A 14,010-nucleotide genomic window follows, 5' to 3' on the forward strand; every position below is an offset into this window, starting at 1 on the left:
AGCGGTACACCAAAATGGACAAGTGTCCATTCTGGTGTACCCCTTCGCACTCGCAGCAAGTTAGTTTGAATCCAACTCCTCGTCCGAATCCGGCTTCGGATGAGAGAGCACCTCCTTGGCAGCTGCCACGCCTTCTAGATCGAAGGCCTCCAATTCGCCCAGATAGGCTTCGTAGAGCTTGTCCAATTCCGGTGGGAGTGAAGCGCTGCCGGTTTGTGCGGTATAAGCAGCTCTTGCCACAAGAATCAGATCGGGCTGTTTGTTTATGATTTTTACTAATTTTTTCATGAATTTTTCTTCATTTTTATTTACTAAAGCTCTAGCAAGACATTCTACGGCATCTTTCAATTCATTAAAATACTCATGGATAAGGGATTTATTCCAGAGTGAACCAGTCCAGAGTGAACCAGTATCTTTGGGTTCAAGCTCCAATGAAAGATTATAATCATCCATCGACTTTCTATATAAGACTTCTTTATTAGCTTCATTTTCTTCCGATTCAGCTTGTCCCTGAAGACAATAGGCTCTTTTAAAATATAGTTGCTTATCGTTTTTAAGAGATCTGCGTTTCCGTTCCTCGATCGCCTCACTTAATGAATGGATGGCTTTATCCAATATGGCATGAAAGTAAGTTATGCTATTGTTGTCCTTTCTTAAGATCGGAAATAAATAAGAGCAAGAATTACCTAAGTTGCTATTATAAATATGATTCCAGTTCTCACTGGAGAGTGAATTTTCAATCGCCTTCTCATACATCGCGATAGCTTTCTCATACAACTTAATAATATCCTGTTCAACATCTGATTCTACCTTTTGAAGGACTGCCTTATTATGATAACAATTACCTATTGAATTATATTGGGAGGCAGTAATAAATTCTGATTTTGCTTGAGTCTCAGCATGACTGACAAATTGAATTGCCCTATCATACATTTCTTTATCCAAGCAAGCTTTCCCAACCTTAAACAACCACTCACTATCGACAATGCTGGATTCCAGCAGCAGTTTCCCTTTGGCCTCCAGCTTGTCCAGATCCGGCGGGTCCACATTAATGAGATCAATCATCTCTTCGGCAGTGGCCAGCAGCAGATCTTCATTCTCATTCTCGGGAATCAGATTAACCATGCCGTCTTCGGAAATGATCGCAATGACACATTTCTGGTCACCGCTATCCTTAAGCTTATGCAGATAGCGATGGGCCGAGTTGAATCGGGCGCCGCGGCTGGGATCGCCGATGTCCGGTTTGGCATTGCCGTCCAGAATCACTCCAAGCGCGTGGCACCGGGCTTGGGTATCGAAATAAATCGCGCCGTCAATCGCTGTAAGAAATTTAACGTGATCCGGATGAATCGCTTTTTCCTCAATGGGCGTGGATTGTTTACTTAAAGTGGTAAGCTCCTGCTTGGCCGTATCGGGACTCGTAATAACGACCATAGTTCCGTGTTTCTGTTCCCTGGCTTTTCGGACAATCAGGTCCAGAGCTTCAATGCTGGATTGGTGGGCAGCAGTGGATTGATCCTTCCAGAAGGTATTCTCCAGCAGCTTCATGAACCGTTCAGAGCTGTAGCCTTCTTCGCCCAGTCTGGGATTCTTGGAGCTTAAGGAAATCAGCGGCTGCTCCACCATGGCAAGATCTGAGCGGTAGTAGCGCTTGTCATTCTCTACAATGAGTTCTCCGCCTTTGGACAATTCAGCTTTGGTGTGAACCAGGACCAGCTTTAATTTGGACAAACCGTTGAAATCCAGACGAACGGCAAGGGTACTATGCTGCAGGTTCCAATTCACTTCTCCCAGTCCGTAAATATGCCTATGATCGGCAATGAGATACAGATCCTTGTCCTCATTGGTAAGCTCCAGCAGCTTACGGATACGTTTGGCATCGTCCAGCAGAATCCGGCCCGTCTCCTTGAACCGGATGCTGAAGCGGATCAATCCCTGCAGGTCGATGGCCTTGCTGTGCAGAAACAGTATGGAGCCGAACGGGCTTGCATTCTCATAGGGGAGGCTGGAGATTTCGTCCATCTGTTCCATTAGGCTATGTATAGAATAATCAAACTTTAAGTCATTGTTGAATTCAGGAACGTCAGCAGACTTATTGCTAAGGATGTGCTCCTGCATTTTGCCAAAAAATAAACGTGACATTCTTCGGTTGAACAGCAGGGGGTCCTCATCGAAGCGGCTCTGGATCTTGTTGTCTTGCAGCTTGATTTCTCCCTTGGAATTCACCGAGAAATAGTTACCGAAGAAATAGTCCAGCGACATCCGGAGGAACGAGAACTGAGGCCTGGAGAAGAATAGCTCCCGCGACACCGCATCCACATTCCTTATTTCCAATAGGTAAGAAAGCGTAATATGTGTATTCTTGGCCCCAAGGTACTGAAAATGATTAGCATAGAGTAGCCGTGTATCTTCACTCTCTGGCTGCGCCTTGATCTCGCTTTCCTCTGGTTTGTCCTCGGCACTCTTCTGTTTGTAATCCGCCGTGGACTTGTAGCATTGTTGATCCAGAAAGCCCTTTAAGGCCTCAATTGTAGCGGGCAGATCGCCTTCATCGGCTGGAAGAATACGCAGCTCGTCAAACACCGTCTGCAAGTCCACCTCCGGGAATATATCCTGGGCAACGCCAGGCTCACCTTTGGAAGCGGGTACTGTTTTTTTGACACGAACGATTTTGGTGAGCTTTTCATTGTTGTCATACACCAGCGCATATAGCTTGAGGTGAATGCGTTTGTTCAGCTTCTTGAGCCATAGGTCCATATTCTTATAAATAATCTCATTGACCGTTGACAGTTCTTTTTTACTGATTTCCAAGGAAGCTCCCCCAGTTGCAGATGGAATGAATTGCTAAATAATAATTTGATTATATTCGGACTTGGAAGAGCTGTAAATCTCTTGATGAAGATTGACAGAACCCCACCCGCTGGCTATACTTGAAATGTTAAAAAGCAAATCGGACAAAGCGTTGATGAAAACAAGTACGCCGGAGAATGCTTCATCAGAGAACAGGTTCCTTTGCGGATGGTCCGCATCGGGTGTGAGAACCTGGGAGACAGACCGGCCGAAAGCTGATTTCGGAGTGCGGGGACAATCCCGCCGGGGGCACCCGTTAACAGCCGCACAAGGCGATCGTCTGCAGTTGTCCGTGTACACGGATTAAGGCGATAACCAGGGTGGTACCGCGATAATCATCGTCCCTGAATTTCATTCAGGGGCGTTTTTTGTTTTTGATTTTTCGTGTAACGGTTACGGCAAGAATGTGTTTTCCGGCCAGCGTGCCGCATTTTAATGAAGAGACGGGAGCTGTACATGATGAAAGCAAGTGAAATCCGTTCCAAATGGCTGCAGTTTTTTGAGAGCAAGAACCACCGTATTGAGCCGAGCGCCTCGCTCGTGCCCCACAATGACCCTTCGCTGCTGTGGATTAACGCAGGTATGGCGCCGCTGAAGGCCTACTTCGACGGCCGGGAGATTCCGGAGAATCCCCGCCTGACGAACTCGCAGAAATGTATCCGCACCAATGATATTGAGAATGTGGGCAAGACGCGCCGCCACCATACATTCTTTGAGATGCTGGGTAACTTCTCCATCGGCGATTATTTCAAGGAAGAGGCTATCACCTGGGCTTGGGAATTCCTGACCGGCAAGGAGTGGATCGGCTTCGACGGCGACCGGATCTCCGTGACCGTGTATGCTGAGGACGAAGAAGCGTTCAAGCTGTGGAATGAGAAGGTCGGCCTGCCCGCAGAACGCATCATCAAGCTGGGCGACGAGAACTTCTGGGATATTGGCGAAGGCCCGTGCGGCCCGTGCTCGGAGATTTTCTATGACCGCGGTGAAGCGTACGGAAGTGATATGAGTGATCCGGAGATGTATCCGGGCGGTGAGAATGAGCGCTGGCTGGAGGTCTGGAACCTCGTATTCTCGCAATTCAACCATAACAAGGACGGCAGCTATACGCCGCTTCCGAACAAGAATATTGATACCGGCGCAGGCCTGGAGCGGTTTGCTTCCATTCTCCAGGATGTGGATTCCAACTTCGATACCGATCTGTTCCAGCCGATTATCCAGAAGACCGCCGGGCTTGCCGGGGTAACCTACAAGGATAATGTTGAACAGGATATCGCGCTAAAAGTCATTGCCGACCATGTGCGTACCGTTACCTTTGCGGTGGGTGACGGCGTGCTTCCTTCCAATGAAGGACGCGGCTATATTATCCGCCGTCTGCTCCGCCGCGCCGTACGCTACGGCAAGACGCTGGGACTGGACCGTCCGTTCCTGCATGAGCTGACTGAGACCGTTGGAGAGATTATGGGAGTCTACTATCCTTCCGTGGTCGAGAACCGCGAATATATCGCCAAAATCATCCGTCTGGAAGAGGAACGCTTCCACGAGACGCTGTCCGATGGTCTGGCGATCCTCGGGGAGATCAGCGCCAAAGCCAAAGCGGACGGCCTGAGCACCATTGCCGGTGCCGATGCATTCAAGCTCTATGACACGTATGGCTTCCCGTTTGACCTGACCGAGGACTTCGCGTCCGAGCAGGGGCTTGCCGTAGACCGCGCCGGCTTCGATGCCGCAATGCAGGAGCAGCGTGACCGGGCGAGAGCTGCCCGTCAGGACAGCGCCAGCATGAAGATTCAGGGCGGTGCCCTGGCCGAGCTGACGGTTAAAAGTGAATTTGTTGGATATAATGACACGGTAACAGAGTCCAAGGTGCTGGCAATTGTGGTAGACGGTGCGCTTCAGGATACAGTAAGCGAAGGCGCCGAGTGCCAGGTCATCCTGGAGTCAACACCGTTCTATGCTGAGAGCGGCGGCCAAGTCAGCGATACCGGCGTTCTGACCGGCGGATCGGTGACCGCTAAGGTGAACGGCCTCTTCAAAGCACCGCACGGCCAGCATGTCCATCTGGTTACGGTGGAAGCAGGTGATCTGAAGGTTGGCGATACCGTCCGTGCCGAAGTGAACCGGGCGGAGCGCGAGGATATCGTGAAGAACCATACGGCTACCCACCTGCTGCACAAGGCGCTGAAGGAAGTGCTGGGCAGCCATGTGAATCAGGCAGGCTCTTTAGTAGAAGGCTCACGCCTGCGGTTCGACTTCTCGCATTTTGGAGCCATCACTCCAGAGGAACTCAGCGATATCGAGCAGCGCGTGAACGCCCAGATCTGGCGCAGCCTTCCTGTAGTCATTGAGAATAAGCCGATAGATGAAGCCAAAGCCATGGGAGCGATGGCCCTCTTCGGAGAGAAATACGGCAATGTTGTCCGTGTCGTTCAAGTCGGCGACTACAGCCTGGAGCTGTGCGGCGGATGCCATGTGTCTAATACAGCGCAGATCGGAATCTTCAAGCTGCTCAGCGAGAGCGGCATCGGTTCCGGGGTGCGCCGGATTGAAGCTGTGACTGGCCGTTATGCCTATCAGTTCACGGAGAGTCAGCTGGACCTGCTGAAGCAATCGGCAGCCCTGCTGAAATCGTCGCTGACCGATGTGCCGAAGCGGATCGAGGCGCTGCATGCCCAGGTACGCGAGCTGGGCCGTGAGAATGAATCGCTTCAGTCCAAGCTGAGCGCAACCTTCGCAGCAGAGCTGACCAGCAGTGTAGTCACAGTAGGCGGAGGAACGCAGCTTCTTGCGGTCTCTGTGCAAGCCGGCAATATCGATGCTTTGCGCTCGACAGCGGACGAACTGAAGTCCAAGCTCCCGGAGGCCATATTGGTGCTCGGTGCTGCAATGGAGGACAAGGTGAACTTCGTGGTCGCCGTGCCTCAGGAGCTGGTGAAGAAGGGCTTCCACGCCGGCAAGCTGGTGAAAGAGATCGCTGCCGTCTGCGGCGGCGGCGGCGGCGGACGTCCGGATATGGCGCAGGCCGGAGGCAAGGACGCTTCCAAGCTGGGCGAAGCCCTGAAGAAGGCAGAGGAACTGGTAGCTGCACAGGCTTAAGCAGTATGCAGTGATTCTTGTCTGTAAGAAACTGTGGATTTCTATCAAGGGTTGGGAAGCAGCGGTACTGAGGGCATTTCCTCGGTGCCGCTGCTTTATTCACACAATGTATATTTTTGAGGTTATTCATTATTGACCCAGGGCTTGCAATAGCTTAAAACCCAAAAAAACATCTGGTTTTGTAGACAAAATGCCAAAAAAAGCGCTTTAACCATGGCAGGATTTCCTCGTTGGGGCATGAATATGTTATGATGAGGGCAGCAAGTGAGCTGTACAGCAGCAACTTTGCGAAGCCGCCCGAATCAGGGTGATTTTGCAGAAGGAAGGTGTCACCACATGGACTCCATGGACAAAACGGTCAAATTCAATGTGAAGGGCGACGAAAAGGAAGCCTCTCCCCAGGAAATACTGCTCGCCGTGTACGACGCGCTGGTGGAGAAAGAATATCATCCGATCAATCAGATCGTAGGATATCTTCTTTCAGGAGATCCGGCTTACATTCCACGCCACAACAATGCGAGAAGTTTGGTCCGGAGGAAAGAGCGTGATGAGCTGATCGAAGAACTGGTCCGTTTCTATCTGGCCAATCATCGGGTGGACCAGCCCAAATGATGAAGAAGCTGGGACTGGATTACGGCGACCGCAGAATCGGTGTCGCCACAAGCGATATTTTCGGATGGACAGCACAATCTCTGGAGACTATTGAGCGGCGCGGAAACGGCAATGAATTCGAACGTATCCGTGAACTGGTCAAGGAGTACGAAATCGGCGAGATTGTTGTCGGGCTGCCGAAGAACATGAACGGCTCCGTAGGACCCCGTGGTGAAATTTGCATCGAATTCGCAGATAAGCTGCGGGAGCAACTCGATTTACCCGTACACCTTTGGGATGAGCGTCTGACGACGGTATCTGCTGAGCGGGTGCTGATAGACGGGGACGTCAGCCGGAAGAAACGCAAGGGGCTGGTGGACAAAATGGCCGCAGCGCTGATTTTGCAAAATTTTTTGGATGCTAACAGTAAAAGGTGAGGGGTGTGCGGATATGACAAACGAACAGATCGGCCAAGAAGAGGAACCGGAAATTATCTATATTCCCGATGAGGAAGGTAATGAAGAGGAATTCGAGGTCATCATGAAGTTTGAAGTGGACGGATCGGATGCCAAGTATATGATGGTGGTTCCGCTTGATTCCGAGGATGAGGAGACAGATGAGGTCTACGCGTTCCGTTACGAGGAAGACGGCGACGATCTGCAGCTCTTCATGATTGAGAACGACGAGGAGTGGGCCATCGTAGAGGAGACCTTCAATACCTTGGTTGACGAGCTTGATGGAGGAGCAGAGAATGACTGAGTTTTCCGCTGATCAGGCGGTATGGACTTCTAAGCTCAAGGAAGTATATGGAGAAACAGTAGAACTGGAGGATGAGCAGGGCAAGTCTTCCGTTTACGATATTATTGCAGAATTTGCTGTGGGTGACCGTGCTTATGCCGTTCTGGCCGGATCGGGAAGAGCTGCGGAGCAGGAAATTCTGCGCATCGTAGTTTCTCCGGACGGACTTCCGGAACTGGAGAGCATTATGGACGATGAAGAGTGGGAGGATATTTCCGAGCTGTACGATGAGCTCACCTTCCCTGCGGATAGCGAGTAGGCGTCTGTAGCAACTTCATGTATGGCAGATACGGAAGAGGGCGGAATTTTTCCGCGCTCTTTTTGCTTATGAGGAGCGAAAGGATCTTTCCGTTTGCCTGAAAAAAGCTTATGCTATAAAAATAGGTTGAATTTTGGACAATAGAATTTTATACTTTATAGTCGGAAAGTGAGGCGTAACATTTGAAAGCCGTGATCCGCACTGTGCTTATCTTAATTCTGGTCCTGGCAGCAGCTGCAGGAGGAGGAGCATGGTACATCTGGAATGGAATGCAGCCGGTCAAGCCCGCAGGGCCGGCCGTAACGGTTACGATAGAGAAGGGTATGGGAAGCTCGCAAATCGCCGACCTGCTTGAGCAAGAGGGCATTATTAAGCACAGCCTGTTCTTCAAAGGCTATCTGAAATGGGTCCAGGAAGGCTCCAGCTTCAAGGCCGGCACGTATCAGGTAAGCCCCGGCGACTCCTACGATACGCTGATCAGCCGGTTGAATGCCGGAGATGTTGTGAAGGAAGCTACCGTTACTTTTACAATTCCTGAAGGGTATACTGCGGTCCAGGTGGCAGAGAAGCTGGCCGCTGCATGGAATCAGAAGCCGGAGGTCTTCCTTGCGCTGATTGATTCCGGTAAGGGCATGGAAGCCGTAAGCAAGCTGGAGATTCCGGACAATCCGCTGCTGCGCCACCGGCTGGAGGGGTACCTTTTCCCGGAGACCTATGAACTGGCTAAGGACAGCACCCCGCAGGAAGTCATCGGGGCGATGCTGGAGCAGCTGGTGAAGAAGCTGGATACGATTCCTGAGTGGAAGGCCAAGCTGGCGAACCGCGGGCTCTCCCTGCATGAGCTGCTGACCGTAGCTTCACTGGTGGAGCGTGAGGTGGTAGTAGACAAGGAACGTCCGTTGGTGGCCGGTATTATCTATAATAGACTGAATAAAGGGCAGAAGCTGGAGATCGACGCTACCGTCCAGTACTTGCTGGACAAGCAGAAAGAGCGGTTGTATGAGAAGGATCTGAAGGTAGATAGTCCCTATAATACGTATAAGCAGGCAGGCTTGCCGCCTGGACCGATCAGCAGCCCCGGGCTGGCGTCGATTGAAGCAGCTATGACGCCGGAGGTCTCAGATTATTTCTTCTATGTCACTAAGAAGGACGGCTCACAGGGGCATTTATTTGCCAGAACCTACAAGGAACATTTAGCCAATATTCAAAAAAGCAAACAAAATCCGTAAGAACCCGCTACAATAGTAAGGATGAGCAATGCACAGGAGGTAACACGATGAATAACACACCGGAGCTGCTGGCGACAGCGGCTTCTCTGGAAGAAGCAGCAGCGCTGCTGGATGCAGGAGCGAGTGCGCTGCTGGTTGGCGATGACCGCTTTGGGATGCGTCTTGCCGGACATTTTACACTTGAAGATACGGCCGCAGTAGTTAAGCTGGCACATGCCCGGGGCGGTAAGGTATATGTAAGCATCAATGGATTGATACCCAATACCATGCTGGAGGAGCTTCCGGCTTATGTGAAGGCGATCGGCGAGCTGGGTGTGGATGGGGTAGAGTTCGGTGATCCCGCCGTACTGGCGGCCGTCAAAGCCGAAGCGCCGGGAATGAAGCTGCACTGGAATGCGGAAATGACCTCGACCAACTATGCTACAGCCAATTACTGGGGCCGCAAGGGAGCCACGCGGGTCGTTCTGGCACGCGAGCTGAATATGGATGAGATGACCGAAATGGTCCCCCATCTGGAAGTGGAAGCCCAGGTTCAGGTACATGGCATGACGAATATCTATCATTCCAAGCGCAAGCTGGTTGCAAGCTATATGTCCCACCAGGGCCGTCCAAGCGATGGCGGAAGCCTGGGCAAGGAGCGCGGGCTGTTCCTGATTGAAGCGGAGCGTCCGAATGAGAAGTTCCCGATCTATGAAGACGAGAACGGCACGCATATTATGAGCTCGGATGATATTTGCATTCTGGAGGATCTCCATTTCTTGTTAAAAGCTGGCGTACACAGCCTGAAGATCGAGGGTCTGCTGAAGCCGGTGGCTTATAATGTGGCTGTCGTCAAGGCTTACCGTCATGCTATGGACGTCTACGCCGCTGATCCCGCTGAATATGCATTCGAGGAGTCTTGGCTGGAGGAGGTCCGGGCTTTGCAGGACCCTGAGCGTGAACTGTCGTTCGGCTTCTTCTATAAAGAGCAGGTATATTAATATATAAATAAAAGGTATTGTCTCAGCTCTTGTAAGGTTTATCCCATCATCATTGGGTTCAGCGGCGGAGGGGAATTTGGAACTGTAGGAGCGGGTAGCGTCCGCCTTTAGGTTTGGATTTCAACTGCGGACCGCAGCTTAAATGAAGAAATCCAAACCTAACAGCGGCCGAAAGTCCAAATTCACCGCAGCAGCGTGTACCACCCGATGTATGCTTTAAAATCTTGCAGAAGATGAGACAACGAAAGGAGAACAGGAATGGGAACCATGACCAAGCCCCAGTTCAAGGGCAAGCGTTACCGTCTGGACAGACCGGAGCTCCTGGCTCCGGCAGGAAACTTAGAGAAATTGAAATTCGCCGTGCATTATGGCGCGGATGCAGTCTATATCGGAGGACAAAAATACGGCCTGCGCTCAGGCGCAGATAACTTTACCTTCGAGGAAATGCGCGAGGGCGTTGAATTTGCCAAGAAATATGGTGCCAAAGTATTCGTAGCCACCAATATCTATGCTCACAATGAAGATGTCGCGGGGATTGAAGAATACCTGCGTAATTTATATGAGGCCGGAATTGCAGCGATTATCGTAGCCGATCCGGTGATTGTCGATACTGCCCTGCGCCTGGTGCCGGGTCTTGAGGTGCACCTAAGCACCCAGCAGTCCACGCTCAACTGGCAGGCAGTGTCCTATTGGAAGGAGGAAGGTCTGCCGCGCGTAGTATTGGGCCGGGAGACCAGCCTGGAGGAGATCGCCGAGATCAAGCAGCATGTGGATATTGAGATCGAGAGCTTCATCCATGGTGCGATGTGTTCCTCGTACTCCGGACGTTGTGTGTTATCCAACCACTTCACCGACCGTGACTCCAACCGCGGGGGCTGCTGCCAATCCTGCCGCTGGAAGTATGATCTGTTCGAAGATGCCCGTCCCGAAGGGAACTGGGTATCCGAAGAGGAGCAAGCTGAGGCGCCTCAGGCCTTGCAGCCCGGAATTACCCAGCTGCCGCTGCATCAGCCCGAGGACAACCCGTTCACTATGGGATCGAAAGACCTGTGTATGCTGGAGAGTATTCCCGACCTGATTGAAGCCGGGATCGACAGCTTCAAGATTGAAGGCCGGATGAAATCGATTCACTATGTGGCGACCGTAGTGAATGCCTACCGCAAAGCCATAGATGCTTACATGGCCGACCCGGAAGGGTATGTACTGAAGCCCGAATGGCTGGAGGAGCTGCAGAAGGCGGCTAACCGTCCGCTGAATACTGGCTTCTTCTACGACACACCGGACCATGAGGATCACATCTATGAACCGGAAGAGAAGGCGGCTCCGTATGATTTCGCGGGACTGGTGCTGGAGTATGACGCAGAGAGCGGGATGGCGCTCGTTCAGCAGCGCAATAACTTCAAGCCGGGACAGGAAGTTGAATTCTTCGGCCCGGATGACACCTTCTTCAAGCAGACTGTTGGAGAGCTGTGGGATGAGGCCGGCAATCCGCTGGATGTGGCCCGTCACCCGCTTCAGCGTGTGCGGATGAAGGTAGATCAGCCTGTTGCTTATTTTGATATGATGCGCAAGCGAAAATAATGGCTTTACAAACTAAGGGATGCCCGTTTACACAAGGGCATTCCTTTTTTTGCATGCTAAAAAAGGAGGTGTTTTGGGGCCCCCGCAAAGTACCTGAGTAAACATCGATGCTAAAGCTCCACTTTGTGGGGGAATTATATGCCAAAATGCTTATGCAATTCGACAAAAATATATGAGTATTGAAGCAATTTGCAAATAATGCTAAGAAAAATGAGACTTTGTGCCGATATATAGGGCAGGTAACGCTTACATACGTCTTCCAATCTAAGGGATGGGTAGGTGATGGTTATGGGGGCTCCCAATCCGGATAATAAGACAAATAAACCGAAGGAGAGTAGGATAAAAGTGGCGAAAAACAGTAAAAAGCCAAAGAGCACACAAAAGGCTAAGGCCCAGAAGACAGAAGCTTCACAGATAACAAGCAACACGGCAGAGAAGAGAAATTACAAGACAGTATTGAACGGCTCGCTACGCCAGGTGAAAAGGGTGAACCCGACCAAATCCGTAGGGGTGAAGCTGTTCCTGATCTTCTTATCTTCTATCGTGGTGGTGGTCCTGTTCTTAGGACTTCTGTCTTACAACAAAGCGAAGAATACAATTAAAGATAATGTGTCTGAAGCGAACCGGCAGACGATTATTCAGACCTCAGAGAAGCTGGACATTACCTTGAAGCAGTATGAGAGTCTCGCACTTCAGTTATATTTTGATACACAGATGCAGGCGAATCTGACAGAGCTGTCTTCGGCGAAGAGCAGCTACGATAAGTTCGTGGCTACGGATGCAATCAGCAAGAAGCTGTCCAGCCAGACTACAACAGATGCCAATATCGTCGCAATATCACTCATTCCGGAGGACCCTGAGATGGGGATCGTCTCCAGCGGAAGCACCGGTCTCGCGGGTGATGATGTGAGAGCACAGGAATGGTACAAGACCGTGGTCAAGAATTCAAGCTCTTATGAGCCTTATTATACGGCAGAAGCCAAATCCGCCCAGAACTACTGGTTCCCTACAGCCATTGAAGGCAGCGGCGGTAAGAATCTGGCCATGGTCAGAACGCTTAAGAATCTGGGCTCCAATGCCTCATATGTAGTCATGCTGGAGCTGAAGAGCACCCTCCTGGAAGAAGCGTTCAAGAGCGTAGAGCTTGGCGATGGCTCGCGGATTCAACTCGTTGCCCCGGATGGAACGGTAGTAGCTTCCTCGCAGCCTGAAGAGGACGGCAAAGCCACCGCACTGAATTTCATCAAGGACAGCAAGGTGAACAATGAAAGCACGGAAGCGAAGGATGAGAACGGCCAGGATATCCTTGCTGTATACAACCCGATGCAGAAGGCAGACTGGAAGCTTGCCGGTGTAGTTCCTACCGGAGAACTGGTTCAAGCTGCCACGCCGATTCTGTTTACCACCTTCCTTGCTGCCGGAGCGGCAGCCCTGCTTGCTATGATTGTCGGCTTCTGGATGGTCCAGATGATCGCCAAGCCGCTGGCACGCCTCAAGGACCTGATGCTGGAGGGAGCCGAAGGCAACCTGAGTGTCCGCACGCAGTATGTCTCGAAGGATGAGATCGGCCAGCTGTCGGCCTCCTTCAATATGATGATGGGTAAGATTACGGAGCTGGTAGCCCAGACTACAGATACAGCCCGCGAAGTCCTTGAGACTGCGGGTGAGCTGGGGGATGCCTCGCGCAAGACGGCGATCTCCGCCAAGGAGATTGCTGCGGCCACGGAAGAGATTGCCGGTGGTGCGGGAAGTCTGGCCCAGGAAGCCGAGCGCGGCAATGAGCTGACTGACCTGATTGCTACGCAGATGCAGAGTGTTATTGCAGCCAACTCTGAGATGGATCAGGCAGCCCGTGGAGTTGGGGAAGCCAGCGGACAGGGTGCTGTACAGCTGGAAGAGCTGCTGGATCAGACCGGACGCACAGGTGAAATGACCTCTGCTCTGGTGGATAGAGTCAATAACCTCAAGGAAACGGTATATTCCGTAATCAAGGTGCTGGATGTAATGAAGAATATTACCCAGCAGACGAACATTCTGTCTCTGAATGCAACGATTGAAGCAGCGAGAGCAGGCGAAGCCGGCCGTGGCTTCATGGTAGTCGCAGGGGAGGTCCGGCAGCTTGCCGACCAATCCAAGCAATCCATTGCTCTGGTCGCCGGAATTACAGATAAGATCGTAGCTGAGATGGATGAGACGGTTGCTGTCCTGTCTGAAGTGGCTCCGCTGTTCAAGCAGCAGATGGTGTCCGTGAAGAGTACCAGTGAGATCTTCGTATCCGTGAAGGGTCAGATGGAAGACTTCATTATGAGTCTGGAGTCTGTAACAGGGGCCATCGACAGTCTGAACCATTCACAGGGTGTGCTGTCCGATGCTATGGGGAATGTGAGTGCGGTAGCGCAGCAATCCTCGGCAACCTCGGAAGAGGTAGCATCCCTCAGCAGTGAGCAGCAGAATGTCAGTGACCATCTGGTAGCCTTGTCGAACAAGCTGCAAGGGGCTTCCACCCAGTTGGAGAGCAAGCTGTCGCTGTTTACGATCAAATAAACATCAGAACCGTTCCGGATCTGAAGCAAGGGCGTCACGCAAGCCGATATTTGGCTGCGTGACGCCCTTTTCAACAGATAAGAAT

10 protein-coding genes are annotated in these 14,010 nt (G+C 51.5%); 9 read left to right on the plus strand and 1 reads right to left on the minus strand.

Annotated elements, in window-relative coordinates; all coding sequences use genetic code 11:
* Positions 1-60 precede the first annotated feature (60 nt).
* Positions 61-2,811, minus strand: a complete 2,751-nt coding sequence (locus MKY86_RS06895) for a diadenylate cyclase (RefSeq protein ID WP_076079663.1) — start codon at positions 2,809-2,811, stop codon at positions 61-63.
* 498 nt (positions 2,812-3,309) lie between these two features.
* Here MKY86_RS06895 and alaS point away from each other — a divergent pair, with 498 nt between their 5' ends.
* From alaS to MKY86_RS06940, 9 genes are all read left to right on the plus strand, one after another.
* The gene (gene alaS, locus MKY86_RS06900; RefSeq protein ID WP_076079662.1) at positions 3,310-5,943 is read left to right on the plus strand and encodes an alanine--tRNA ligase; all 2,634 of its coding nucleotides are present in this window, start codon (positions 3,310-3,312) and stop codon (positions 5,941-5,943) included.
* Between the two features lie 336 nt (positions 5,944-6,279).
* On the plus strand, positions 6,280-6,555 hold the full coding sequence (locus MKY86_RS06905; protein WP_036696603.1) for an IreB family regulatory phosphoprotein: 276 nt from the start codon (positions 6,280-6,282) through the stop codon (positions 6,553-6,555).
* Entirely contained in the window at positions 6,555-6,971 is a 417-nt protein-coding gene (gene ruvX, locus MKY86_RS06910) for a Holliday junction resolvase RuvX (RefSeq protein ID WP_200869510.1), read from the plus strand. The genes MKY86_RS06905 and ruvX overlap by 1 nt, the downstream gene beginning before the upstream one ends.
* Before the next feature lie 13 nt (positions 6,972-6,984).
* Complete coding sequence (locus MKY86_RS06915) at positions 6,985-7,293, plus strand: DUF1292 domain-containing protein (protein WP_036696606.1); 309 nt, start codon at positions 6,985-6,987, stop codon at positions 7,291-7,293.
* The gene (locus MKY86_RS06920; protein WP_036722601.1) at positions 7,286-7,591 is read left to right on the plus strand and encodes a DUF1292 domain-containing protein; all 306 of its coding nucleotides are present in this window, start codon (positions 7,286-7,288) and stop codon (positions 7,589-7,591) included. The genes MKY86_RS06915 and MKY86_RS06920 overlap by 8 nt, the downstream gene beginning before the upstream one ends.
* A 182-nt stretch (positions 7,592-7,773) precedes the next feature.
* Positions 7,774-8,820 (plus strand): endolytic transglycosylase MltG, encoded by a 1,047-nt coding sequence (mltG, locus tag MKY86_RS06925; RefSeq protein WP_340826665.1) that lies wholly within the window; start codon positions 7,774-7,776, stop codon positions 8,818-8,820.
* 47 nt (positions 8,821-8,867) lie between these two features.
* Positions 8,868-9,800: a peptidase U32 family protein gene (locus tag MKY86_RS06930; protein ID WP_076079661.1), complete on the plus strand. Its 933-nt coding sequence runs from the start codon at positions 8,868-8,870 to the stop codon at positions 9,798-9,800.
* 258 nt (positions 9,801-10,058) lie between these two features.
* Positions 10,059-11,381, plus strand: coding sequence for a peptidase U32 family protein (locus MKY86_RS06935; protein ID WP_036722597.1), 1,323 nt, complete (start codon positions 10,059-10,061; stop codon positions 11,379-11,381).
* Positions 11,382-11,726: 345 nt separating this feature from the next.
* Positions 11,727-13,925 carry a methyl-accepting chemotaxis protein gene (locus MKY86_RS06940; protein WP_340826666.1) on the plus strand — a complete coding sequence of 733 codons (2,199 nt, stop codon included), beginning with the start codon at positions 11,727-11,729 and terminating at the stop codon, positions 13,923-13,925.
* The last annotated feature ends 85 nt before the right edge of the window (positions 13,926-14,010 follow it).

This window comes from Paenibacillus sp. FSL R7-0333, assembly GCF_038000365.1.
Lineage (GTDB): Bacteria > Bacillota > Bacilli > Paenibacillales > Paenibacillaceae > Paenibacillus_AQ > Paenibacillus_AQ silagei.